General features: G+C 44.8%; 18 protein-coding genes. 13 read left to right on the forward strand and 5 right to left on the reverse strand.

What is annotated here, in order from left to right:
- The first annotated feature begins 288 nt into the window (after positions 1-288).
- The 4 genes from MHH92_RS13605 (at position 289) to MHH92_RS13620 (ending at position 6,901) form a co-directional block, all read left to right on the forward strand.
- Complete coding sequence (locus tag MHH92_RS13605) at positions 289-3,543, forward strand: bifunctional cytochrome P450/NADPH--P450 reductase (protein ID WP_340904279.1); 3,255 nt, start codon at positions 289-291, stop codon at positions 3,541-3,543.
- A gap of 262 nt (positions 3,544-3,805) precedes the next feature.
- A complete protein-coding gene (locus MHH92_RS13610) occupies positions 3,806-4,393 on the forward strand; it encodes a TetR/AcrR family transcriptional regulator (RefSeq protein WP_047842796.1) in 588 nt (195 codons plus the stop codon).
- Between the two features lie 68 nt (positions 4,394-4,461).
- The gene (locus MHH92_RS13615) at positions 4,462-5,943 is read left to right on the forward strand and encodes a DHA2 family efflux MFS transporter permease subunit (protein WP_047844296.1); all 1,482 of its coding nucleotides are present in this window, start codon (positions 4,462-4,464) and stop codon (positions 5,941-5,943) included.
- Between the two features lie 310 nt (positions 5,944-6,253).
- Positions 6,254-6,901 (forward strand): hypothetical protein, encoded by a 648-nt coding sequence (locus MHH92_RS13620; protein ID WP_340904283.1) that lies wholly within the window; start codon positions 6,254-6,256, stop codon positions 6,899-6,901.
- 87 nt (positions 6,902-6,988) lie between these two features.
- Here MHH92_RS13620 and MHH92_RS13625 read toward each other — a convergent pair whose 3' ends face one another.
- A complete protein-coding gene (locus tag MHH92_RS13625) occupies positions 6,989-7,966 on the reverse strand; it encodes an alpha/beta fold hydrolase (protein WP_340904285.1) in 978 nt (325 codons plus the stop codon).
- 234 nt (positions 7,967-8,200) lie between these two features.
- Here MHH92_RS13625 and MHH92_RS13630 point away from each other — a divergent pair, with 234 nt between their 5' ends.
- Positions 8,201-9,178: an MBL fold metallo-hydrolase gene (locus tag MHH92_RS13630; RefSeq protein WP_340904287.1), complete on the forward strand. Its 978-nt coding sequence runs from the start codon at positions 8,201-8,203 to the stop codon at positions 9,176-9,178.
- Positions 9,179-9,231: 53 nt separating this feature from the next.
- Here the strand turns inward: MHH92_RS13630 and MHH92_RS13635 are convergent, their stop codons facing one another.
- Positions 9,232-9,813 (reverse strand): LysE family transporter, encoded by a 582-nt coding sequence (locus MHH92_RS13635; RefSeq protein WP_076249454.1) that lies wholly within the window; start codon positions 9,811-9,813, stop codon positions 9,232-9,234.
- 130 nt (positions 9,814-9,943) lie between these two features.
- Here MHH92_RS13635 and MHH92_RS13640 point away from each other — a divergent pair, with 130 nt between their 5' ends.
- Positions 9,944-10,498, forward strand: a complete 555-nt coding sequence (locus MHH92_RS13640) for a helix-turn-helix domain-containing protein (RefSeq protein ID WP_340904290.1) — start codon at positions 9,944-9,946, stop codon at positions 10,496-10,498.
- Positions 10,499-10,634: 136 nt separating this feature from the next.
- Here the strand turns inward: MHH92_RS13640 and MHH92_RS13645 are convergent, their stop codons facing one another.
- Positions 10,635-13,052 (reverse strand): family 43 glycosylhydrolase, encoded by a 2,418-nt coding sequence (locus MHH92_RS13645; protein ID WP_340904293.1) that lies wholly within the window; start codon positions 13,050-13,052, stop codon positions 10,635-10,637.
- Between the two features lie 385 nt (positions 13,053-13,437).
- On the opposite strand from MHH92_RS13645, the gene MHH92_RS13650 reads away from it, so the two are divergent.
- The 6 genes from MHH92_RS13650 (at position 13,438) to MHH92_RS13675 (ending at position 24,427) form a co-directional block, all read left to right on the forward strand.
- Positions 13,438-17,178, forward strand: a complete 3,741-nt coding sequence (locus tag MHH92_RS13650) for an alpha-L-arabinofuranosidase C-terminal domain-containing protein (RefSeq protein ID WP_340904296.1) — start codon at positions 13,438-13,440, stop codon at positions 17,176-17,178.
- Between the two features lie 147 nt (positions 17,179-17,325).
- Positions 17,326-18,231 (forward strand): ABC transporter permease, encoded by a 906-nt coding sequence (locus MHH92_RS13655; protein ID WP_091030963.1) that lies wholly within the window; start codon positions 17,326-17,328, stop codon positions 18,229-18,231.
- Positions 18,232-18,246: 15 nt separating this feature from the next.
- Positions 18,247-19,137, forward strand: coding sequence for a carbohydrate ABC transporter permease (locus tag MHH92_RS13660; RefSeq protein ID WP_127545810.1), 891 nt, complete (start codon positions 18,247-18,249; stop codon positions 19,135-19,137).
- A gap of 94 nt (positions 19,138-19,231) precedes the next feature.
- Positions 19,232-20,980, forward strand: coding sequence for a sensor histidine kinase (locus MHH92_RS13665; protein WP_340904301.1), 1,749 nt, complete (start codon positions 19,232-19,234; stop codon positions 20,978-20,980).
- Between the two features lie 4 nt (positions 20,981-20,984).
- Positions 20,985-22,664, forward strand: a complete 1,680-nt coding sequence (locus tag MHH92_RS13670; RefSeq protein WP_340904302.1) for a response regulator — start codon at positions 20,985-20,987, stop codon at positions 22,662-22,664.
- Positions 22,665-22,783: 119 nt separating this feature from the next.
- Positions 22,784-24,427, forward strand: a complete 1,644-nt coding sequence (locus tag MHH92_RS13675; RefSeq protein ID WP_340904304.1) for an extracellular solute-binding protein — start codon at positions 22,784-22,786, stop codon at positions 24,425-24,427.
- 81 nt (positions 24,428-24,508) lie between these two features.
- Here the strand turns inward: MHH92_RS13675 and MHH92_RS13680 are convergent, their stop codons facing one another.
- Positions 24,509-24,769 carry a hypothetical protein gene (locus tag MHH92_RS13680; protein ID WP_091030953.1) on the reverse strand — a complete coding sequence of 87 codons (261 nt, stop codon included), beginning with the start codon at positions 24,767-24,769 and terminating at the stop codon, positions 24,509-24,511.
- A 95-nt stretch (positions 24,770-24,864) separates the two neighbouring features.
- A complete protein-coding gene (locus MHH92_RS13685) occupies positions 24,865-24,993 on the reverse strand; it encodes a DUF4023 family protein (protein WP_047842809.1) in 129 nt (42 codons plus the stop codon).
- Positions 24,994-25,199: 206 nt separating this feature from the next.
- On the opposite strand from MHH92_RS13685, the gene MHH92_RS13690 reads away from it, so the two are divergent.
- Entirely contained in the window at positions 25,200-25,952 is a 753-nt protein-coding gene (locus MHH92_RS13690) for a TrmB family transcriptional regulator (protein ID WP_091030952.1), read from the forward strand.
- Positions 25,953-26,064 lie beyond the last annotated feature (112 nt).

Raw genomic sequence — 26,064 nt, forward strand, 5'->3', positions numbered from 1 at the left:
AAGTTTCATAGAATCATAGCGTCATTGCTTCATACAGTAGGGGATTGCATATGCAATCCTCTATTTGCTGTTATTCAACTTAAACGTTGACCGGTTCAATTGAAAGTTATTCAGCCGGAAGAAAATTTGATATTAAATCAATTATGGTTTAATGTATTATCAAATGATATATATTACTATCATTTATATAATCATCAAAGGAGAGATCACTTATGAATGAAAGCAGAGTAGTCATCAAATGGCTAACGAATACCTTGCTCCACGGCGTAGAGATAAGAGGTGATCATCATGAGTGATGCAACTTACATTCCACAGCCCAAAATGTATGGGCCACTTGGCAATCTGCCCTTAATTGATAAAGATAAACCAACGCTGTCGCTAGGCGTTCTGGCTGAACAGCATGGACCAATATATCGACTTACCGTTCCCGGTTATTCCGGTTTAATCGTATCTGGACCAGATCTTGTCGCTGAGTTATGCGATGTGTCCCGGTTTGACAAATATGTATACAATGAACTCGAAAATGTACGTGCCTTTGGAGGCGATGGTTTATTTACAAGCAGAACATCGGAGCCCAATTGGAAAAAAGCCCATAACATCCTGCTTCCCACCTTCAGCAAACAGGCCATGAAAGGTTATCATCCCATGATGGTCGATATTGCCGAACAGTTGGTCAATAAGTGGGCACGCCTCAATTCCAACGATACGATTGATGTTGCGGATGATATGACACGCCTTACGTTGGATACCATTGGACTATGTGGATTCAATTATCGGTTTAACAGTTTTTACAGACAGGACCACAGTCCTTTTATTGAAAGCATGGTTCGGGCATTAAATGAAGCTATGCAGAAGAGTTCCCGTTTGAAAATTCAGAATCTGCTTATGGTGAAAACCAAACGACAGTTCCAAGCGGATATTCAGACGATGTTCTCTCTGGTAGATCAGATTATAGAGGAACGTAAAGCGAGTTCAGCACCCGAAGAGGTCGACTTGCTCGCACGTATGTTGAATGGCAAAGATCCGGAGACTGGCGAAATGCTGGATGATGAGAACATCCGGTATCAGATTATTACGTTTCTCATTGCCGGACATGAAACCACGAGTGGTTTGTTATCTTTTGCTCTTTACTTTCTACTGAAAAATCCGGAATCGCTTCAAAAGGCGTATGACGAGGTGGATCAGATATTGGTCAGTGACTCACCACAGTACGAAGAAATTCTTCAGCTTTCTTATATTCGCATGATTCTTAGTGAATCGCTTCGTCTTTGGCCAACAGCCCCGGGATTTGATGTATATGCCAAAGAAGACACCGTCATAGGTGGCAAATATCCCTTGAAGAAAGGGGAAAGTTGCAGTATTCTCCTGCCCCAGCTACACCGTGACAGAGAGGCATGGGGAGAGGATGCAGAGCTTTTCCGTCCAGAGCGATTTGAAGATACGGCGAAAGTGCCTCATCATGCGTATAAACCTTTTGGTAATGGGGAGAGAGCATGTATCGGCATGCAGTTTGCTTTATATGAAGCAACACTTGTGCTTGGCATGGTCCTTAAACATTTTGAACTGATCGATTATAGCAACTATGAGTTGGATGTTAAACAGACGCTGACATTGAAGCCGGGAGACTTCCGGATCCAGGTGAAAGCGCGCGTGGCTTCGCAAACAAGGAATAAGTCGACCGTAACTGCGAAAGAGAAACCTGCTCCTGTTGTTCGTAAAAATATAGCAAGTGACAGCCAGAGGGGAGAAATCCTGGCCGTTGAAGCAGATGGTAAGCCATCGCTCCTGGTGTTATATGGTTCCAATCTGGGAACGGCAGAAGGCATTGCCCGAGAGCTTGTGGAGAAAGGGCGTTCTTATGGAATCCCAAGTGAAGCAGCCACTCTGAATGAGTGGGTTGGCCGCATTCCCCGCCAAGGTGTCGTTCTCATCGTCACTGCTTCGTATAACGGTAAACCTCCGCAAAATGCTACGGCATTTGTAGAATGGTTGAAGGAAGTAGAGTCAGAGGAAGCAAAGGATGTAAACTATGCCGTTCTGGGTTGTGGAGATCGGAGTTGGTCCGGGACGTACCAGAGCATTCCTCGATTGATAGATGAGAAGCTTGAAGAATTGGGAGGTAAAAGACTGTTATCCCGTGGTGAAGCCGATGCCGGAGGTGATATGGAGAAACAAGTCGAGGCGTGGCAGCATATGTTGTGGCCACAGGTGTTGAGTGTCTTGGGGATTAGCGAGGAAACAATCAAATCCTCCAAGCCAAGCGCCAGCAGACTTCAAATGGAGTTTGTCCGCGAGAAAACGGATATGCCTCTTGCACGAACTTATGATGCCAGCTATGCCACGGTTGTAGTTAATAAAGAGCTTCAGGCGCTGGGAAGTGGAAGAAGCACACGTCACATCGAAGTGTTATTGCCTGAAGGCATGAGTTATAGAGAAGGTGACCATCTCGGCGTGTTGCCTAGTAATTCGAAGCAGAATGTGGATCGGATACTCAATCGGTTCGGACTACGTGGGGATACTCCGATCCAATTAAGTTCGGACGTCAGCCATCTTACACACCTACCACTGAACAGACCCGTCAAGATTCATGAGTTGCTCACTCATTGTGTGGAATTGCAGACACCAGTTACCAGAACACAGTTGCAGGAGTTAGCTAATCATACGATATGTCCACCTCATAAGCGTGAACTGGAAGGCATGTTGGATGAAAAAAGCTACAAGGATTATATTCTTGCCAATCGAATCACCATGTTGGACCTGCTAGAAAAGTATGAGGCGTGTGAGCTGCCATTCGAAAAATTCCTTGAACTATTGCCTCCGCTTAAGCCCAGATATTATTCAATATCCAGCTCGCCAAGCCTGAATTCCGAGCAAGCAAGCATAACCGTATCGGTAGTAAGAGAGCCTGCATGGAGTGGCAAAGGCGAATACCAGGGAGTTGCTTCATCGTACCTCGCTGGTTGTCCAGCGGGCGAACGAATTCTGATGTTTGTACGTACATCTGAATCCGAATTTCATCTGTCGGAAGAGGCTGATGTTCCGATGATAATGGTGGGACCAGGCACGGGGGTAGCACCATTCAGAGGTTTCCTCCAGGCGAGAGCTGTTATGAAACAGAGAGGTTTGTCTCTAAGTGAAGCGCATCTGTTCTTTGGGTGCAGGAATGATTCAGATTTCATATATCGTCAAGAGCTTGAACAATACGAGCGAGAAGGGATCGTTAAACTACACACTGCTTTTTCTCGTGCGGAGGGCAAGCCCAAAACGTATGTACAGCATCTAATGAAAGAGAATTCCGAACAGTTAATTCACATGCTGATAAACAAAGGAAAACTCTACGTATGCGGGGATGGAAGCCAGATGGCTCCTGCGGTAGAAGAGACTTTACAGCAAGCGTATCAGGAGGTGCAGGGAGCAACGGTGCAGCAAGCGAAGGACTGGCTCATTCAGATTCAGGCCGAAGGACGCTACGTGCAAGACGTGTGGGCAGGTAATAAACGAACAGGTGAAACTCCTAAAACTGTGAATGAGGAGGTACATTAAGACGGAGATGACTCCAATATCTACTAATATACAGTCCTTAATATACTCAAGCTAACAAACAGCCGCTTAATCTGGAGCTTTGTCTCCAAATTAGCGGCTGTTATCATGATCTGACCATGAGCCGTCGCTCGGTTCATTTTCTCACTCCTGAACTGTTAGCGTTTACATTAAAATTTGAAATAAAAATGATTGACAGTCCTTATCTGAACGAGTTTAATTATATAGACCGATTGTTATAATTATTTGAAGGAAGTGGCTTTCGTTGAGTGAAAAGTCTAATGCTAGAGAGTCTATTGTCAGCACAGCAGCGAGACTGTTTTTTTCACAAGGATATCATGCGACCGGTCTGAATCAGATCATCAAAGAGAGTAGTACGCCGAAAGGGTCGTTGTATCATTATTTCCCGCAAGGCAAGGAAGAGCTCGCGCACGAGTGTATTCAAAAAGCCAATGAACATATCTTGCAGACATTTGAGAAAACATTTGCAGCCCACGACAATACGGGGGATGCCATTCAGAGATTTATTCATGATTTGGCTCATGAAACAGAAGCAGCCGGGTTTACCGGATTTCTGCCATTCAGCTTCTGGGCAGCTGTGGAGACATCGTGTATTAGTCAGCAGTTGCGTATTGCATGTCAGGGTGTATTTGCAGATTGGCAGGATGTCATTAAGAAACATCTGATTCTGGATGGCGTTGGTGAAGAGAAGGCGCGGGAGACGGCACTTCTGATCATTTCTTTGATGGAGGGAGCACTGATTATCAGCCTGACGAATCAGGATAAACAGCCTCTGCTGACGGCTGCTGAGTATTTGTCGGTTGTGACGAAGAACGCCAAACAGATTCAATAATTTATACCAAGAGACAGAGAAAAAGAAAGTTTGATACGTTTGAGGAGGATGGGATCGTGGAGGTTTCCATGAAGGCTGATTCTGCACAGAATCAACAAGAAACAAAGCAATACAAGGTATTTCCGATTTTGTTCGCAATGCTGCTGAGCGGCTTTATTGGTCTGTTTGGAGAAACGGCATTAAACGTGGCATTGACGCCACTTATGGCTCTACTGGAAGTAGGTCCTACAACGATTCAATGGTTAACTACAGGTTACTTGCTTGTGTTGGGAATCCTGGTACCGGTATCCGGTATGCTGTTGCAGTGGTTTACCACAAGACAGCTGTTTACAACATCTTTGATTTTCTCGATTGCAGGAACATTTGTTGCTGCACTTGCACCTAGTTTCGAAATTCTGTTAGTGGCACGGGTACTGCAGGCGATAGGTACAGCGCTATTGTTGCCACTGATGTTTAACACCATATTGGTTATTTTCCCGATTGAAAAACGTGGTGCTGCCATGGGATTGATTGGTTTGGTTATCATGTTTGCACCAGCAAGCGGTCCGAGTATCTCCGGTCTGATTCTGGCTAATCTGAGCTGGCATTGGATCTTCTGGATCTCCTTGCCGTTCTTCATTATCTCACTGGTATGCGGCTTGTTGTTCTTGCCAAATATTTCGAAATTGACCAAGCCCAAAATTGACGTACTGTCCATTATCCTTTCTACCCTTGGTTTTGGTGGTATCGTATACGGCTTCAGTAGTGCAGGGGGACATGGAGAAACTGGCGGAGGCTGGACGAGTCCGGTCGTTGTTGCCACTCTCGTTATTGGTGTGTTGTCCTTGCTGTTATTCAGTATCCGTCAGTTGAGAATGAAACAGCCAATGATGGATTTGCGAGCGTTCAAATATCCGATGTTTACGATTGGCTTGATCCTGATATTCATCTGTATGATGATGATGCTGTCATCCATGCTGATCCTGCCAATGTATCTGCAACAAGGTATGGCCGTTACAGCGTTAACTGCCGGACTGGTTCTATTGCCGGGTAGTCTGCTGAATGGTTTACTGTCTCCGGTCATGGGCCGACTGTTTGACAAGTTTGGTCCGAAGTGGCTTGTGATTATTGGTCTGGCTGTCGTAACGGTTGTACTCTTCATGTACACTGGAATTACACCTACAACAACACTGGCCAAAATTATTACGCTGCATGTGTTCATGATGGTCGGAATCTCGATGATTATGATGCCTGCACAGACGAATGGTCTGAACCAATTGCCACGTGAGTATTATCCTCACGGTACTGCCATCATGAATACGTTGCAACAGGTATCCGGAGCGATCGGTACGGCTGTTGCGGTAAGTATACTGAGCGCAGGACAATCCCGCTTTTTGAGCGGAGTGGCGAACCCGGAAAGTCCAGAAAATCAACTGGCAGGTTTCACGTCAGGTGTACAGAATGCGTTTGTATTCGCATTAGTTCTGTCGATTATCGGTCTGATTACTTCACTCTTCGTGAAACGGGTCAAAGTAGGATCAACGCCAGGACAACAAGGTCCTATGCATTAATCCATTAACTAACAATAATAATTAGATATTGTATAAGAGCGATGTATCCTTAACTTTAGGGACGCATCGCTTTTTTGCGTATTTATTCTATCTTTTTTGATGTTGACGTGAAACGGGTTACAGCCTTTAGACTAAAAATGTAGCCGAAATACGGCGGTTTAAAGAATGAATTTCAGAGCAAATACTTCATGTTCCGGCAAAATTGTATATGTTCATACTAATATAAAAGGGTAATATAGAATGTAATAGTACAATTTTTAACCAATTCGAAAACGGTTTATATTTTATTTTTAATCAAGGAGACTTCATTATGATCATCATCAATCCCATTGGTAATAACATTGAAAAGATGCTGTTGCACTACGAAAAAAACGGCCATCTCACTCTACAGGCATCGCTTATTAGTAATAGCTCGGTTGTATATAGATTGCAAGACTATTGTCTCAAGGTATATGCTTCACGGGCAAGATTGGATGGGGAGATGGAAAGTGAGGCACTTAGGGCATTGCAGAGTAATTCTTATGCACCTAAATTGTATGCGTATTCACCAGGGGAGTACACCCTGACAGAGTGGATTGAAGCATTCAAACTGAAAGAGTACCGTGTAACCTATGGACACATTCCTCCCAACTTGATATACGATATGTTTACGACGGAACTTCAGCAGATTCATGCTGGATATTGGGACTGGGATGTCATCCGATATGAGAATTTGCTCTGGACCAAGACAGGTGATGTGAAGAGAACGAACTTTTGGTTGTGTGAGCCTGTAAAATCCAGACGTGAGAACTTATATAACCAGGTCATTCGAAGAATTGATAACATCTACAATGGCGATCGAACCGAAATCGATGCGATGAAACAGTACTTTTATCGTCACCAGTTGACTTCATCAGAGATCGAACAAGCTTTCAGCGATTTCAGGTCCCAACGGCCAAGACTGGCGATAGCACAATAAATCACATACTTAAAACCCCAAAGATATTAGAGAATCTTTGGGGTTTCTTTTATGATATAACATAGCCTTACTTTAGCAGGTTGTACGTTACTTCTTCACCAGGGCCAATATCTCTTCCGCAACGAGGTCAGGGCGATATTGATGGATGTAATGATCGGTATCTTTAATAGTTACCTGTTTAGAATCATCTGACCAAGATTTGAATTCTAATTGTGATTTATCCCATTCGGGTTCACTTGCACCAAGGTAATCAGCCGTCAGTATGGTGAGTGGAAATGGTAAGGTTTGCTTGTGATCTACAACCACTTTGGCATTGGCAGCTATTTCACGTAATTCATCCAACGTGTTCACATTACCATAGTTGTGCAACAGCGCAGTTGTATCCATTTTTTTCAGATCATCGGGTACAAGTTTCAGTTCATTACGATTGGCATTAGAAGTTTTGACAACCATGTCAGATTGCATGGAGAGGCGGAATAGTCCGGTTTGGATACGGAATTTATTCGCAAAACCACCAATTGTGTCTGCCAAAGAGTCATCGTCATTCGAATAATATTCGGGGCTTCCGCCATCAATCATGACGATGCCCTTGACGAGATCCGGGTATTTTTGTGCGAAACGGATGGTTTCCAGCGAGCCGAGCGAATGTCCAACTAATACATAAGGTGGCTTCTGTCCAGATACCTGCAACAACTCGTGTAATTCTTCAGCTACGGTATCGACATCACGTTTCTTATCGGTCTGATCGCTATATCCATAGCCAAATCGGTCATATACAGCGAATTTTGTGTTGGGAGCAAGCTTTTCATATAATGGATAATAATCTACATAGGGATTAGCGGTCCCCCAGCCAGAGGCGAGTACGACTGTTACATCGCCTTCTCCACCAGTATATAGATGCATATTGTCTCCATGGACTTCGTACAGCTTACCAGGGGGGACGAGTGTTTTGGCATCCTGCCTTAAACCCACTTGTTGGTAGATCACGCCAGTACCCAGAAGCAACAGAACTATCGCCAGGTCGAATATCAAAAACTTAACTAATCTTTTACGCCATTTCTTCATGTTCTCTCACATACTCTCCATGTATTTTCTCTATCATATATGCTCAATCTTATAGGAGAGAAAACAGAGTCTTAATTCTATCTTAATTGAGTTTATTTCCGATCATGGGGGATGGGCGTGTTCTAGTGAAAATTGTATATCATCGGCCAATGAATTAATATATAGCTACGATATGAATAGTTCTCTTCCAAATATTGAACCTAGATTGATTATATAGAACAGAAGGTATGTATAATGACAAAATACGAAAATCAGCTCCCGACATCGGCAGGCATGAACTTCAAGTCTCTGATCAGTATATTGAGAGATTCCATGCGTGGCAATGTAGAGCGGAGGCCATCTGGCACGATGCCTATGGAGATATGTGAACCTGCTGAAACCTTCAGTGCATCCGATAATCCACAGGTTACATGGTTCGGACATTCGGCTTTTTTACTCGAAATTGAAGGGCACAGATTGCTCTTTGATCCGATGCTGGGCAATCGTCCATCCCCCGTGTCTTGGGTGGGCACCAAACGGTACAGTACCAGTCTACCGATTCAACCAGAGGATTTTCCGGCTCTGGATGCAATCATTATATCGCATGACCATTATGATCATCTGGATTATGACTCCATCCGCAGATTAAAGGATAAAACAAAGCGATTTATCGTACCGCTTGGGGTACGTCGTCGTCTGATTCAACTGGGTGTGCCTTCGGAACAGATTACCGAACATAACTGGTGGGATGAGTTATCGTTCAAAGGTTTAACATTCGCTTGCACGCCAGCAAGACATTTCTCGGGCAGAGGATTATTCGACCGTAATTCTACCTTATGGTGTTCGTGGGTTATCGCTGGACAACATACGAAGGTGTTCTTTAGCGGGGATAGCGGATACGGTCCTCATTTCAAGGAAATTGGCAGTAAATACGGTCCATTTGACCTCACCTTGATGGAATGTGGGCAATATGACGAGCGGTGGTCCAACATTCATATGATGCCGGAAGAAACAGTGCAAGCACACTTGGATGTGGGGGGGAAGTTGCTTATCCCGATTCATTGGGCCGCATTTACACTGGCCTATCATGCCTGGAATGAACCGGTTGAACGAATCACGAAGGCTGCACATGCTTTGAACGTTAAGATTGCAACTCCCAAAATTGGCGAGAAGGTTGTGCTTCATACGGAGGATTATCCTGCACATCCATGGTGGAGACCGGAATTAGGATGAAAAAATAAAAGCGTTCAGCTCATTGAATGAGTGGACGCTTTTTCTATTACATTTTACATCAGGATTGATAGTGCACTGTAAATTAACAACATACCCATGACGATATTAACAGGACGCTCGTATCTTAATAAAAAGCTCTGGAATAACATGCCACCGAACGCCCAGGTCATATTGGCACTAATACCGATGAAGGTGAGCAGCAAGGAAAATACAATTAAATGAACATGGGACTGCCCAAGAGGCAGAACAAAAACGGATATGGCAGTAAGCCCATACAGAATGACTTTGGGATTGATGAATTGCAGGGTGAACCCAAATAGAAATGAATAATGATTAACCTTGTTTTCTTGCGAATCTGCAGGTTTACTTCGCATGATTTTGAGAGCCAGATAGAGCATATACACACACCCTAACACGTTCAATACGGGTGCGATCCTGGGAATATATTGATGAAGAATAAGGTTGAAATAACTGGACAGAAACATAATAAGCAGGCAGCCGGTTGCAACTCCACTAATAAACGGAAGGGTCTTGAGGAACCCCTGATTTCTGGCATGCGTCATGGAAATGATGTTGTTGGGTCCGGGTGTAAATGAAGCGATGATTGCATAGGTCACTAAAGGTATAATGTTCATGGTTCCTCCACGTTTTCTTAGTTGTGTGATATAATGAACTCAAATGTACGTTATAGCGTACAATCTTTATTATTGTACAACATGTACGTTATATAGCACAACAAAATTATGAAATGAGGAGGATGGATTTTTGAAAAACATTAATAGTATTCTTGCTCAGAACCTGAAACAGCTTAGGGAACAAAGAAAACTCAGTCTGGACAAGGTCGCCGAAATGTCTGGTATTAGCAAGACCATGCTTGGTCAGATTGAACGTGGTGAATCCAATCCAACCATTGCAACCGTATGGAAGATTGCTAATGGCCTGAAAACCTCCTTCACTGCTTTGATCCACGAGCCTAAGTCAGATACAACCGTTGTAACGGGGGATGATATTCAAGTATTGATGGAGGATGAGGGAAGGGTTCGGATTTATCCGCATTTTCCTTTTGAAGAAGGACGCCGCTTTGAAATGTACATGATGGAGATGGATGTGGATTCTTCTTTAAGTGCTGAACCGCACATCGAAGGTACGGAAGAATTTATTACAGTTTTTGAAGGGGAAGTTACGATTCGGGTAGGGACGGAAGAACATACCGTGAACCAAGGGGAATCGATCCGTTTCCGAGCAGACAGGCCTCATGCCTATATTAACTCCGGTGCTAAGACGAACAGATTAAACATGGTTATTCATTATTCGAAGTGACAATAAAGCAACCTGATGTAATGAACTGCAACTCCCTCGTTAGTCGTGTCTCACAAAGGGTTCAGTTCAAAACATTGGCTGCTTTATTGATGTGTGCACTATGGAGCCCCCAACCTCTAGCGAAGGGGACTCTAACTTATGGTTTTTCTTTGGCCTGACGCTGTATTTCCTTGGCTGTTAATGCTTTATCATACACTCTTACGTTATCCAGACTGCCTTTGTAGAACGGATCAGCCGTATAACGACTCTTGCCTACATAAGCTTCCGTTACCTGCAGATCTTTCGGGTTAAAAGTAATCTCAGAGTTGCTTGCAACTGATGTACCATTCACATACAGAGTACCCAAATCACCCTGAAGGGTTACAGCGACATGAACCCACTCTTTGGAAGGCAGTGGATTTGCTGCAATCAGGCTCTGATCCCGTCCCTCATTATGAATGGTAAATTGTAATGCCCCATTATGTTGGGAGGGAGTAAGGAACATATGTCTAGTCAAGCCATTTCCAAAGTCGAAAATACGCTGCCAGGACCCGCCACCGTCCCAATTGACCCAGGCGCTAAACGTGAAATCCGTTGTATCTGTAATGAGTCCAGGTAACTGAATGTAACTGTCTACCCCATTGAATGTAGCAGCCTGATTTTTGCCACTTGCAGCAGAACTGACCACGTTAAAGGCTTGTCCGTGATATCCATTTTTACTGGAATCCTGTGCGACTTTGGCAAGTTTTTTGTGTTCAAAAGTATACTCCCCGAGCAACGGGCTTACCGCTTGCTGTGGAATGATAACGTTAAACGTTTTGGAGTTTACCGCAGTTCCTTTACGAATCGTTGCGGTTAATTTCACTTTGGCATCACCCTTACCAGCGCGTGGTCGCTGCACTACACCTGTAGAGGATAGAGCCGAAGTGTTGGAGCTTTTCCACGTAATGTCTGCATCACTTGTTCCCTTGGTAGGCAGAGACAGATTGAAGAACACGTGATCCGTATTGCTAATGCTCAGGTCCTTTTTCACCGCATCTACAATGTCCTGATCACTCCGTTCAACACCTTGACTTCCCCAGATGGCAATTCCGGAGGATGAGAGCGCGCTAAAGGTCAGAACCGTACTTTGAGATTCCGAATTCCATTCATGTGTGAAAACGCCTTTATACACAACGTTATTCGATGTGATCTGAACCTTGTTGTCTGCGCCAAGACTCCATGTTCCTGTCACGGCACCATGAATCTGCCCATCTGCCGTGAACTGAACGGTCTGGGATGGCTTGATGTCCGCCGTGATGTCCTTACCATGATTCACCCATTGGTACTGACCAGCGATCTCCTGAGTTGTCAGCTGCGTGGTATCCTCTCCCAAAGCCGCATAGCGATATGGAGAAACAACGGGCCAACCATCTGCATTCATATGCATCTCATGCACGCGAACTTCGTGCTCTTCGCCACGCCCTGGAAAGCGGGTATGGAAGATGAGAAATTGTTTGCCAGTCTCCGGATCAACATAAGCAGAGTTATGCCCTGGCGATACGTAACCGCTACCTAGGCCTGTGCCCGGATCACCGATCTGTCTCTCGAACAGGAAGTTCCCCATTAATTTGACTCCAAAAGGCTCAATAGAACGATCATCAAACAACGGTTTATCCTTGTCCGCTTTAACGTTGATCATATCGTTTCCTTCCGCATCGAGGAAAGGCCCATCCGGTGTTTTGGAGCGGGCAACGCGAATATTATATCCTCCATCAGCACCTAGTCCACCGTAAGACAGGTACAGATAATAATAATCGGTTTCGGGACTGTAGAGCATATAAGGTGCTTCAATACGACTATGATTGCCTCCGGTCAGCTTTTTGCCATAACCTTGATTTGGCAGTGGTTTACCTGTCGTTGCATCCATCTCCAGAATGAAAATCCCTCCGGAATACGAGCCATACACCATCCATAACTTGCCGTTTTTATCATAAAAGACATCCGGATCGACCACATTGGGATGAATCGTTGCATCGTAAATGGTACCATCCTCACTGATCTGATCCCACATGCCGGATTTCAACAGAATGCCTTGATCCTTATAAGGGCCTTCGATATTGTCTGCGACAGCAATGCCGAGCGCTGATCGCGGAGAGTCCCCTTTACAAGCATTGTAGTACATATAAAATTTGCCGTCCGCCAATTGAATGACATCTGCCGCCCACAACGTATCTGTCTGCGCCCACTCCAACGCTTCAGCGAATTCCTTGGTTACATTGGGGACAACAGGATTGTTATCTGTAACGCCGGAGGCGACCAGATCCCAGTTCAAAAAGTCTTTGGACTTAGCTACTTGCAGGTGTGAACCAAAAATATAAAACGTATCATCCACCTTAATGACGGAAGGGTCATGAACGGAAACATTTTTAAATGTTGGAGCAGGATTAGCGATAGGTGTGGTGGAACTCTGCGAGTTACCCACGGTTGCCTCTGAGCCATTTGCGAACACCGAGACCGGCGCCAAAGTTGTTGCAGTAAGTAAAGTGGTGCTTAGTACAGAAATGTTAAGTACGCGAACCCAATAACGTTTCATACGTTTCCCCTTTCCTATTTCCCGGAATGAAAAATCAACCGATACTTGGCAACACACGATAAAAGGTTCGGCAGACCTCCTTTGAGTATTTCATTATATCAAGCGCTTTCATTTGTTATATTATCAATTGATTTATATGTTTGTAAACCATAAATCTAATGTTTATAAGAGTAAAATGAAAAATAAATAAGAGACGGGAAGAGCCAATAAAGGTCATTACATTCAAATAAACCAGTTGTCTTTCTCAAATTTGGGATTGAAATGGGGATCGATGATGCGATATTATTACGTTTAAGAAATGTATTTAAATATTTATCAATCATTTTATATTAATGCGAATCAAAAGCGTGAACCGACAATTCCCAACTACATAGGAGGTAAGAACATGAGCACATATCAAAATCAATTAATTGCACAATACACGTTTGAAGATACCGTTCAGATCGGGAAGGACAGCTCCGGTAAGGGCCATGATGGTATAGCCAAAGGCGAGATCCCGCCTGTGATATCCGAGTTGAAAGGCAGAACGGCGGTGACTTTCAACGGGGGAGCGAATGGAACTTCTTATCTGCAATTACCCTCGAATCTGCTTCGTGATGTAAGCGATAACACGGGAATCACGATTGCCACTTGGGTGTTTCTGGGCAAGGGGTCTAATGTGTGGGAACGCATTTTTGACTTTGGCAAAGGGGAGAAGGGGCCGTATTTGTTTCTGACTCGTCAGCTCTTGGGGACGTTATATGCCGGCGATAATCTGGTTGTCCACCCAAGTGGAGGAGTTGCAAGTGGAGAATGGCTGCATATTGCGCTCTCCGTGGCAGGTAGCCAAGGGGGAACGTTGAGCAGTGCGGGTCCGATTGTATATGTGAATGGGGAGAAGGCGGCAGACGGTTCGATCAGTCAGACATCCAGTGGCAATTATGCCAAATTGCGCGAATGGTTTGATTCGTTCACCGATCCTGAGAATTATAGCCAGAATTATATTGGACGTTCCCAGTATGCAGCGGATGTGGACTTTGCAGGTTCGTTATCCGACTTTCGGATCTATGGGGCAGCGCTCACCATGGATGAAGTCATTGAAGTGATGTGTGAATCACTGACAGATGAAGCGATTGTGAAGCTTGCGGCGGACAAGTACTTGTCCTTCCCCAACCGAATCATCACCAAGGATGTATCATTACCCGCAGACTTGCTGGGTGGTGAAGTGTCTGTTGAATGGAGTTCCAGTGCTCCAGAAGTTCTGTCTGAGAACGGAGAAGTTCAGGCAATCACATCAGCACAAGAGGTTACGCTCCGTGCGCTTCTGAACAGAGGTGATCGTAAGCTGAGCCAAAGCTTTGACGTGTCTGTTGTGCCGGCCCATCTTCCGCCTTATACGGTCACCATCCATGGAGATCAGAAGGTGGCTGACATCAGTGAAGTCATGTATGGACTTTTCTACGAGGATATTAACAACGCTGCAGATGGCGGAATCTATGCAGAGCTTGTTCAGAATCGATCATTTGAGTCTTTTGCATTTGATACGTACTCGCATGACTCTGGAGAATGTGGTTGTTCGACAGGTCGAAATCGTGAGCCTTTGTTTGCTTGGTCAGGCGACACCGAGAAAATGCGCGTACAGCATACGGATGGACTAAACGTTCACTTTAACGTGGAAGACCCTGAAGTAAATGCTTATTATGTAACGGTTCAGGATGGGGCTACGATTCGGAATCGTGGATTCTCAGACTCCAACCAGCATTGTGCCATGTCCATCAAGCAGGGTGAATCATATGACTTTACCGTATGGGCAAAAGCAGAATTGGCAGGAACGATCACTGTTCAATTGCAGGATGGAAGTGACACTTCCATCAGTGATTCGGTAACGCTGCATGTTGAAGGCGGGAACACATGGAAGAAATACGGTTTGTCTCTGATCGGAACGGAGACTGTACTTGGTCAACTGGCACTTACGTTTGCAGGTGACATCTCCATCGATATGGTGTCCCTAGTCCCTCAGAATGTATGGGGAGCTGATCCGACAGAAGAGGGAATATCGGCTACGGCACATGCTAACTACACAGGTAACCCGAACTATCGATTGAGAAAAGATCTAATCCAGGCACTCGCAGATCTGCATCCGAAGTTCCTGCGTTTTCCGGGAGGATGTATCTCGGAGGGATCTTTTATCTGGGATAACGTATATGACTGGAAGGATTCTGTGGGTCCGGTTGAGCTCCGCAAAGAAAATTACAATGTCTGGGGTTACATGATGACGATGGGCCTCGGTTATATGGAGTACTTCCAACTGGCGGAAGATCTGAATGCCGCTCCGGTTCCAGTCATGGCTTGCGGTGTGTTGTGTCAGGCACGCTCGGATTATGCTCACCCTGCGGGTGGCGCTTTAAGGGATTATTATATCCGCAACTTTACAGATCTGATTGACTTTGCGCTCAGTACAGACTTTGAACACAACGAATGGGCGGCTGTACGAAGCCAGATGGGCCATCCTGAACCGTTTGATCTTCGTTATCTGGGTGTAGGTAATGAGAACTGGGGCACTGAATTTTTTGCCAACTTCGAAGTGTTCAAACGTTCGATAGATGAGTACATGAAACAGAACTATCCTGATCATGAGCTGCACATTATCTCGACGGTTGGTGCTCAGGCGGATGATGATGCGTACCAAGAAGGATGGAAATTCCTCAGTGGGAACCTCTCCGGGTCAGCTCAGGTTGCTTTTGCAGATGGTGCTGAGGTGATTGAGGAGACGGTAACCTGGTATGAAAACCAGGACAATTATATGGACACCATTGCAGATGAGCACTACTACCGCTCCAATGAATATTTGCTGAATAACGCGGATCGATACAACTACTATGACCGGGCTTATCTTGAAGACGGAAGTATCGATTGGAAAGAAACATCCAAAGTATTTGTTGGAGAATATGCTTCCACGGACAAAAACACGCTGGCAGGAGCGGTCGCAGAAGCTGCGATCATGACAGGATTTGAAAATAATGCAGACGTTGTTCGTTTGGCTGCCTATGCGCCATTGTTCAACAAAGTACTAACGGATGGTACTTACCGCTGGACGCCAGACTGCATCTGGTTTGATGATGAAACGGTATGGTATACACCGAATTATTATGTACAGCAGCTTTTTGCAAAATATGTAGGGGATCAGGTGCTTGAGACTTCATTCTCCACCTATAGCAAAGGCAAACCGCTGAATCTTATTCCTCGTGGGGGCATCGAGATTGCAACAGGTCATGCAGACATCGTGGTGAAACGAGTCACGGTCACGTCCAATGTGGATGGCACCATACTGCTAGATGAAGATTTCAGGGAACGTACAGAGCCTAGTGAGGCATGGAGACAGATTCCAGGATCGGAAGGATATACGTTAACCGCAGGAAAAGGACTCATCTTGAACGCACAAGCAAGTGGATTAAATGGATTGTACCTGCTGAATGACGAATGGTCCAACTACAAGGTGCATGTTGAGGCTGAAAGAATCTCGGGTGAGGATGGTTTTTACATCGGTGTGGGACTGACGGATATCTCGCCGGAGAACAAGGATGTCATCGAGTACGCAATCAGTTACGGCGGGAACGCAACAGGCGTGAAGGTGTACAAACAAGGGATTGAGGGTTATACACTAGGAGACTATTCATCCAGCTCGGCAGCAGGTAACCTGAGAGCGGCCAATTATGAACCACTCGAGAATGGGACCGATTATACAATCACGGTTAACTATGGTGGGGATACAGGGAAAAATCTGATTTGTTCCTATACAGACGGACGTAATATCAGCAAGGTTCTGGATTACAAGCTGGAAGCTTACAACCGGGAAGTATTCCACTCTGTTACGAAAGATGAACATCATGTGTATGTGAAACTGGTCAATGCAGATGGTGTAGATAAATCAACCCGGATTTGCCTTCAGGATCTGAAGGTTGATGATTCAGCCAGACTGATTACACTTACTGGAGAAGATCATTTGGTGCATATTCCGAATGTGAATCAGAAGAATGATGAGAAAGTGGTTCCCCAAGAACAGGAGATCACACTGTCCGGGACATCGGTGGTCGTTAACTTAACAGCTCATTCAGTGAATGTATTAGTTATGGAGATTCTGAATTAAATTCATATCATGAACAAGAGACCGCGATTATCGCGGTTTTTTGGCGTTCCAGTGCAGAGGGTCAACAAAAGATACCCAAAGTAAATAGCCCACACTATTGCGGTGATCTGGCTGCTCCTATAATTAACGTTGAAGGAGGAGTCAGCTATGCGTTCCAACTACAAACAATTTATCCGAAACGTTCCGCTTCATCTCATGATTCTGCCTGGACTGCTCATTATTATTGTATTCGGTTACATTCCGATGGCGGGGCTCTCTATTGCCTTTCAGAATTTCTCTCCCATTGCCGGATTCAAAAATATGAATTGGGTGGGTTTGGACAATTTCAGGTATCTGTTCGATCTGCCGGGGTTCTCGCAGGTTGTATGGAATACGGTATTTATATCAACGATGAAAATTGTGTCCGGCTTGGTGATCCCGGTGCTTGTAGCCTTATTACTCAATGAAGTTCGCAAGACGGGATTTAAACGAACGATTCAGACTGTGATCTATATGCCTCACTTTTTCTCCTGGGTTATTCTGGCGGGAATCATCGTAGATGTGTTATCTCCGAGCACCGGGATCGTTAATATGTTGTTGAAAGCCGTGGGCATTGACCCAATTCAATTCCTGGCCAGTAATGAGTGGTTCCCTTACATACTTGTCATTACAGACCAATGGAAAGAATTCGGATTCGGGACCATTATCTATCTGGCTGCCCTCACGAATATTGATAAATCTCTGTATGAGGCCTCTGTTATGGATGGTGCGGGAAGATGGAAACAGACATGGCATATTACACTGCCAGGCATTCGCCCGATCGTAATTTTGATGGTAACGCTTAGTCTGGGAAACGTACTTAATGGTGGCTTTGACCAAGTGTTCAACCTCTATAATCCATTGGTATATCAATCAGGAGATATTCTGGATACGATGATCTACCGGATCGGATTGCAAGATGCACAGTATTCCGTCTCGACAGCGTTGGGTCTGATCAAATCTGTCGTGTCCTTCATATTTATCGGACTTGGTTATTTCTTGGCCTATCGGTTCGCAAATTATCGGATATTCTAGAAAGGAGGCAGAATCATGCACCACGCTTCAAGAGCCTATCGGTGGTTTTTAGGGTTTAACTACGTCATCCTGACGATTCTTGCCTTGTTATGTCTGTTCCCGATTGTGAATATATTAGCGATTTCATTTAGTTCGAGTGATGCGGTCAAAGCGGGCAGTGTCACATTCTGGCCTGTGGATTTTACGTTGTCCTCCTATCAATACATTCTGGAAAATCAGCAATTCCTGAACTCGTTCGGCACTAGCCTTCTTCGTGTCGTACTAGGAGTTACGACCAATCTGATCTTCACGATTCTGGTAGCTTATCCGCTCTCCAAAGAGGCTGCCAAATTCCGTTCAAGAACATTCTATGCTTGGATATTCGTATTCACCATGTTATTCAGTGGAGGATTGATCCCGGGTTACCTGGTGGTTAAGGAAGCGGGGTTGTTGGATTCCATCTGGGCTCTGATTCTGCCGGGCGCTGTTCCGATCTTTAATGTACTTCTAATGCTTAATTTCTTCCGGGGATTGCCGAAGGAACTTGAAGAGGCCTCCTGGATGGATGGGGCAGGACATTTCCGCACCCTATGCAGCATCTATCTTCCTATTTCACTTCCCAGTATTGCAACCATTACGTTGTTCGCCATGGTCGGACACTGGAACGCCTGGTTTGATGGCATGATCTATATGAAGAGTCCGGAAGGCTACCCACTCGCTACGTATCTTCAGTCCATGTTACAGCAGGTGACGATGATTCAGAGCGAGATGATGACGCTGGAGGATGCGACGCTCTTAAGTCAGGTGTCGGATAGAACCACTCAAGCTTCCCAGATCTTTTTGTCCGTTATTCCGATTCTACTCGTGTATCCGTTCTTGCAGCGGTATTTCGTTCATGGGCTTGTTGTCGGAAGTGTAAAGGGATAAGATCGATAGGAGGAAAACCGATGGATGGAAGGAGCCGATTTCTGGCTCCTTTTTTTGCTATTGATGAGAGCGTGAGGAGAGGAGGAGGGAAACATTGCGATTCATCCGGGGGAGATGGAGAGAATCATCCATTGTTGTCAAACTGATGATTGCTTTTGTACTGGTCATTCTGCCCTTGTATGGGATAAGCATTATGATTACGCAAGTCAGCTCCAATCAAATGCAGACGGAGGTGGAGAAGGCGCATGAATCCAAATTGTACTTCTACCATAATCATCTGCAATTCGAATTGGAGCGAATGAGTGCGTTGGTTACCGAATTTTCATTTGATGAAACCATGTCCACACTAAGTACACGAGCCGCAATTATGAGTAGGTATGAAGTCACGTCCAGTCTGAACAATATCCACAATAAGCTGGCTCAGATCATGGTGACAAGTCCCTACATTAGTGATGTGGTGTACTATGTTCCTGCTCTACACAAACGGGTCAGTGCCGCGGACGGGATTCGCGACGTGGAGGATAACGAATGGCAGAATCTGCTCGCCTCGATGGGGAATCTGAATGGCGAATTATCACATTCCAATAACGATCTCTATTTCCTGAAAAGTAATCCATATAACATGAACCATGTGGAACCACCCAATTTCATATTAGGGATACGCTTGTCTGCTGAAGAATTGAAGCATCGTTTGCAGCAGCTGTCGGAAACGGGCGAAAGTGAGATTACACTGAGTTTTGGTGAACAGCAACATGTAGTGATCTCTTCTTCAGAGCAGCCAGCACCTGTTAAACCGATTCGAACAGTTTCGCCTGAACCGTCCGAGTCCATGCAAGTTACGAAGTTTCAATCTGATCCATATCTCTATTATTCGTTACATGATAAGGATCACTCGTTCACCCTGACAGCCACTATACCGCAAGATGTGCTGAGGGCACCGCTGGAACAATACAACGTATGGTTATGGATGGTCACCTTCATGTCGGTTGTGATTATTATTGTCTTCTCGTTTTCGATCTACAGATCGATTCACCAACCGCTAGCGGTGCTCATTCGAGGATTCCGGATGGCAGAGCAGGGCCAGACAAGTGTACATATTCCTTCATCCAGAAGGGATGAATTCGGCTATTTGTACTCTCGATTCAACCATATGATAGAGCGCTTACATATTTTGATCGATGAGAATTATGTTGCACGGATTCGAACAAGTGAAGCGGAACTTAAACATCTGCAGTCCCAGATTCAACCTCACTTTTTATACAACAGTCTGTTCAGCATTAAGCAGATGGCTGAGGTGGAGAATGTGGAGCTCATTCAGGAATTCACTGACTATCTGGGTCAATATTTCAAGTACATGTCTCGGGATTCTCATACAGAGGTGTCGTTGGGGGCTGAAATTGACCATGCGCTGGTCTATGCATCCATTCAGAAAATCCGGTTTGGTTCGAGGATTCAATTGGAATTGGAGGATCTGGATGTGAGGTACAAAATGATTTCGATTCCCAGAGTTATTATCCAGCCGATCGTGGAAAATGTGTTTGAGCATGCACTAGCCAAACGTAGCCAAGGAGGAATTCTACAACTTTCGTACCACCAGGATCAGGACAATCTGTCCATTCGCATTGAGGATGATGGGGATCAGTTAACCGACGAAACGTTGAATTACCTGCAATCTGCCTTTGAGGAAATAGAGCGGAAACATGGAAACGAAGAGATAACCGGGCTCTTGAATGTGAATCAGCGATTAAGAATCAAATTCGGGGCTGCCTATGGTCTTACAGCGCAGCGAAGTGAGCTCGGTGGGTTGTGCATTATAGTGAAGATTCCATGGAAAGGGGAGTAGCGACATGCAGCGGATGCTTATTGTAGATGATGAACCCGTTATTTTGGATGGATTGTATGCTTTCTTTCAAAAGGCGAACTTTCAGGATATGGAGATTATTAAAGCATACTCTGCCTTTGAAGCCATCGATTGGCTGAACTCGGTCAAGATTGATATTGTACTCAGTGATATCTGTATGCCTGGCATGGATGGCATGCAGTTGATTGAGCAGATTATGGACCGGTGGCCACGATGCAAAGTTCTCTTGCTGACAGGTCATAACGAATTCGATTATGCACACCAAGCCATTCGCAATCCTTGCGTTGTTGATTATCTGTTAAAGACAGAGGGCATGAATCACATTCGGGCTGCGGTAGAACGGGTATTAACACAGATCTCGGAAGAGAATGATTTTCGCTACCAAGCTGCCTGGTTTCGCAGTAAATTGCCACGAGCGCTGCCCCAGTTACAGCGTCAATTGCTGCTGGATGTGCTAAAGCGAACGGATAGACATGATATTGTTTCACTTCAAGAAGAACTGGATGCTGTGCAGCTACCTTTCGAATCCGATCAACTCGTTATTCCAGTGATCATCCGGGTAGAGGAGTGGAACAACTATCAGTCTCAGGCGGATCGCAGTCTCATCCGCTATGCCGTTGCCAATGTTGCAGAAGAGCTACTGCAGGACAAAGCCAAGGTGAAAGCAATTGATCTGGACACTCAGGTCATCGCGTGTTTTATTCAATCGCAGGAAGAGCTTCATTCACATGTGTCTACTACACAAGTGGAACGAGGGAGTCAGCTGGATAGCTGGGTACAGACCCTTCGTTTTGTTTATGGCACATTGGAGTCTGTGCAGCAATCCTGTGCGGACTGCTTGAACCTGTCTGTATCCATTATGGTCAGCGAGCAGGCGGTAGAGTGGAGCAGGGTTAATCAGGCAATCGGGCAGTTACGCCTGTCGATTCATGAGAGTCCCGGGCTTGGGATGGAGAAGCTACTGCGTGTAAATATCCAGGATGAATTACCTTACACCCCTAGCATTATGAATCAACAGGGTGTTGTAACACTACATCTGGATCAGATCAAACAGCGAATAACCGCCGGGGATCGGGAATGGATAGAGTCCTTCCATAAATGGACCGAGGCAGCGAAGGAGGGACTTCCGGATCCGTTTTTTCGCATGAAAACGTATACGGGTGCAGCGAGTGTACTCATTGAAGTCCTGCATGAACTGGGGTTATATGAATCGGCAATGGAAGAAATATCGCTGTCCCGAATGTTACATTTTGATATTCATACGGCATGGACCGATCTGGTCATCTTTTATCAATCGGCATACGAATGGATGATCTCCAAACGAAGCGATGCCCGCCTGAACGACCAATCACAGATTCTGATCACGATCCATCATTATATCAAGCACCATCTGGAGGATGACCTCTCACTCACACGGATCGCACAGGAAGTTTCTCTTAATCCCTCTTATCTGTCGCGTTGGTACAAACGAATTACAGGCAAAGGCATATCCGACTACATCCATGACCGCAGAGTGGAGCGAAGCAAAGAGTTGCTTCTGGGTTCTTCCTGCAAGATGCATGAAATATCCGCGAAAGTTGGATTTAGTGATCAGCATTATTTTTATCGTTTCTTCAAAAAAGCAACAGGCTGCACCCCTCAAGAGTATCGGGATCAGAAAAGTTAGATGATGTCTCAAATGGTAAATCAAAGATACCAGATGTCAACGGGATACACTCGAAGTGATAGCGCTTTCTTTATAAAATGAAATTATACCTCACGGGAGGGGAAAAAAGGGGGATTCGCATGAATATATCATTCAAGAAGTTCTCATTATTAACATTAACCATGGTACTGGCCACCACACTTGCTGCCTGTTCGTCTGGTGCGGGAAGTGCCGAGAAGGAAGCTGAGTCGAACACACAGCAGGATGCGGGAGGACCACTTACGACATATGACCCACCCATTAAATTGACTTCCACCATGAATGAAACGGGGAAAGAATCGCTCGCCCAAGGAGATACACACGCCAATAACATCTGGACCAGAGGGTACAAGGATGAACTCGGTATTGATGTAACGTACGAATGGATTGTTCCAGATGCCAATTATAACGATAAGATGAATGTCACGCTGGCGAGTGGTGATCTGCCGGATGTACTGAAAGTGAGTGCTGTTCAATTCGAACAACTGCATGAAGCGGGAATGCTGGAGGATCTGACCGAAGTATATGACAAGTATGCATCCGAACTGGTGAAGGAGTTCATGTCTGCTGAGGATGGAGCAGGTTTGAAGCCGGTAACGAAGGATGGCAAAATATACGCCATGGTGAGTTTTCCAGGCTCGCTGGATTCCTCGGATATGATCTGGATTCGTCAGGATTGGCTGAAAAAGGTCGGTCTTGAAGCGCCCAAATCCATGCAGGATGTTATCCAGATTGCAGAAGCCTTTACCTTCGAAGATCCAGACGGAAATGGCAAAGATGATACGTACGGCATTGCCTTGAACAAAGATTTACCTATAAACGCGTTCTTGCTTGGTTATCATGGTTATCTCGAAACCTGGATTAAGGATGCTTCAGGTCAAGTCGTGAATGGGACGATCCAACCCGAAGTGAAAGAAGGATTACGTGAGCTTCAGACTCTGTATCAGAAGGGTGTGCTTGATCCCGAATTTGGCGTGAAGGATTTTGCTAAAATGATGGAGGATGTGAATGCAGGCAAGTCAGGCATGTTCTTCCTGCCACAATGGGCACCTTTTCAGGTTAGCAGCATGATCAAAAAAGACAAAAACATCGACTGGATGGCTTACCCGGTTCAATCGATTGATGATCAACCAGCAAAAACACAGAATCATCTTAGTCTGGGCGGTATATTTGCCGTTCGCAAAGGCTACGAGCATCCGGAAGCGTTAATCAAGTTGCTCAATTTCCAGGCTGAAAAAATGTTCGGTGAGTCTGCCAAGGAAGAACGGGCTGCTTACTTAAATGGACTGACAGGTCTTGGTTTTCATAATGCAACGGTCTCCAACCTGCCAGCCAACAAAAATGTGAAGGCACAGGATGAAGTAGAGCAGGCGCTCAAAACAGGAGATACGTCCGGATTGGAACTGGAAGCGAAGCTATTCTATGACGATATTATGGATTATCGGAATGGAAATCTCGACAAGTGGCATATGGAGCGCATCTTTGGTCCAGAGAGTTCACAAGGTGTGATCAAATACTATCGGGACAATGATCTGATTGTCATGAATGAATTCATCTATGCACCAACGAGAACGATGAACACCAAGCAAGCAACATTGGACAAACTGAGAGCCGAGACGTTTCTAAAAATCATCTATGGCAACTTGTCGATTGACGAGTTCGATAACTTCGTTGCCAATTGGAAGAAACTTGGTGGAGATCAGATCACACAAGAAGTAAATGATACCATCGCAGCTAACCAATAGAAGGACTAATTGATATAATCCAAGAATGAAAAATGAAAAAATGGTGCGCTCCTAAAGGGAGGCACCATTTTTTGATGCTGATCATTTGCGTTTCAATAACAGAACTCCACTGATTGCTGACGTTTTCTGGCGGTACACCACTTTGAATCCAATATCATTGTCCAACAAACAGTTTAATGCATTAATCAGTAATGCACCGGGAACCAGTGTGAATGTACATGGAGACGTATTACCAATCACGCGTACACTTTGGATTCTGCGCGCAGAACCGGGAATGAGCGGATTTCTAGACCAATAGATTAATACCAGATCCGGTTGTGGAACAGCATTGACACGAGCCATACTAATCATCTCTTTTCTATTAAAGGTTCTTAATAGTAGATGAAAAGTAGAGAAAAGGGTGTTAGACGGAAGACATGATGTTTAATAAATAGACTCTACTTATTCGTTGAGTGCTGTTTGGATGGCAACTTGTCCCCTGGCGTTCCCTTGCCGTTGTTTTTATTGTGACGCGCTTTTTCGGCATTTTCGTTAACTTTCTTCACAAAATCTTGAGTACTTTCCATTTAAAATTACAGCTCCTTCCACAAGCAAAATGTGTATTCCCGATTGTTAATATAACCACTGGAAAGTGATTTTATTTTGGTGACATCGCTAAATTTAATTTTGATTCCACATGCCTAGGTCAGTTGGGACATACTGGACATGGGAAGTTCATGCGTCTAAACTAGATAGATCAGACACACTAAGAAGGGATGCGCCGATCCAAACCATGTTGCAGAAATTCGGGTTTACACAATATGAAAGTCAGGTATACGAGGCTATATTCGCGCAGGATGAACCGCTTGATGCCACATCGATTGTAAATTACTCCAACGTTCCCAAAGCTAAAATTTATGAAGTACTTAATCGCCTGATCGACAAGGGAACGGTGCTGACAACGATGGATGGGAAGAAAAAACTATATATGGCTGTGGATCTACAGTCCATTATTCATAAGATCAAGGCTGATTTTGAGAAAGATATTGAGGAATTGAAAAGTTACAAAATCAAACGTACATTCACCGATGAACATATCTGGACGTTAAAAGATGAGTCGTCGATCGCATCGAATATCGAACAGCTTATCGAGGAAGCAGATTCATCGATACTTTTTCTGGCCTGGAATGAGCGAATGGAGAAATATCGTGAACTGCTGGAGCAGAAGGAAAGGCAGGGCGTGTACGTTGAAGTGCTTGCCGTTGGGGGAATGGAGACATCCTTAAACCGGATATACTCGTTGATTCCATTGCTTGATGCACCGGAACCTTCACAGCTGCTTATTGTGGATCATGCGTATTTGCTGTTTGCCGGTGTGGAGCACGATTCATGGCGAGCTATCAAGACGATGTCCAAACCGATTGTTAAAGCGATGACTGATTATTTCTACCATGATGTTGCCCTTACTCAGATTACCAAAAAATACGGTGACCAACTGTTACAGGATGCTGAAATCGAGAAACTGCTCACCAGATTGATCTATTAAAACTATTCTCTGGAGGATAGTTTTTTTGTTATATCTTTGTTTGAAAACAATCATGAAAATAACTATTGAAACTTTCATTATTATGGGTTACTATCGTAGTTGTAACTTTTGA

The organism is Paenibacillus sp. FSL M7-1414, assembly GCF_038003195.1.
Lineage (GTDB): Bacteria > Bacillota > Bacilli > Paenibacillales > Paenibacillaceae > Paenibacillus > Paenibacillus amylolyticus.

Bases quoted from the DNA above. Each gene is read 5' to 3' on its own strand.
- MHH92_RS13605 (WP_340904279.1), top strand. From the start codon at position 289: ATGAGTGATGCAACTTACATTCCACAGCCCAAAATGTATGGGCCACTT.
- MHH92_RS13615 (WP_047844296.1), top strand. From the start codon at position 4,462: ATGAAGGCTGATTCTGCACAGAATCAACAAGAAACAAAGCAATACAAG.
- MHH92_RS13620 (WP_340904283.1), top strand. From the start codon at position 6,254: ATGATCATCATCAATCCCATTGGTAATAACATTGAAAAGATGCTGTTG.
- MHH92_RS13625 (WP_340904285.1), bottom strand. From the start codon at position 7,966: ATGAAGAAATGGCGTAAAAGATTAGTTAAGTTTTTGATATTCGACCTG.
- MHH92_RS13630 (WP_340904287.1), top strand. From the start codon at position 8,201: ATGACAAAATACGAAAATCAGCTCCCGACATCGGCAGGCATGAACTTC.
- MHH92_RS13635 (WP_076249454.1), bottom strand. From the start codon at position 9,813: ATGAACATTATACCTTTAGTGACCTATGCAATCATCGCTTCATTTACA.
- MHH92_RS13645 (WP_340904293.1), bottom strand. From the start codon at position 13,052: ATGAAACGTTATTGGGTTCGCGTACTTAACATTTCTGTACTAAGCACC.
- MHH92_RS13650 (WP_340904296.1), top strand. From the start codon at position 13,438: ATGAGCACATATCAAAATCAATTAATTGCACAATACACGTTTGAAGAT.
- MHH92_RS13655 (WP_091030963.1), top strand. From the start codon at position 17,326: ATGCGTTCCAACTACAAACAATTTATCCGAAACGTTCCGCTTCATCTC.
- MHH92_RS13660 (WP_127545810.1), top strand. From the start codon at position 18,247: ATGCACCACGCTTCAAGAGCCTATCGGTGGTTTTTAGGGTTTAACTAC.
- MHH92_RS13670 (WP_340904302.1), top strand. From the start codon at position 20,985: ATGCAGCGGATGCTTATTGTAGATGATGAACCCGTTATTTTGGATGGA.
- MHH92_RS13675 (WP_340904304.1), top strand. From the start codon at position 22,784: ATGAATATATCATTCAAGAAGTTCTCATTATTAACATTAACCATGGTA.
- MHH92_RS13680 (WP_091030953.1), bottom strand. From the start codon at position 24,769: ATGGCTCGTGTCAATGCTGTTCCACAACCGGATCTGGTATTAATCTAT.
- MHH92_RS13685 (WP_047842809.1), bottom strand. From the start codon at position 24,993: ATGGAAAGTACTCAAGATTTTGTGAAGAAAGTTAACGAAAATGCCGAA.
- MHH92_RS13690 (WP_091030952.1), top strand. From the start codon at position 25,200: ATGTTGCAGAAATTCGGGTTTACACAATATGAAAGTCAGGTATACGAG.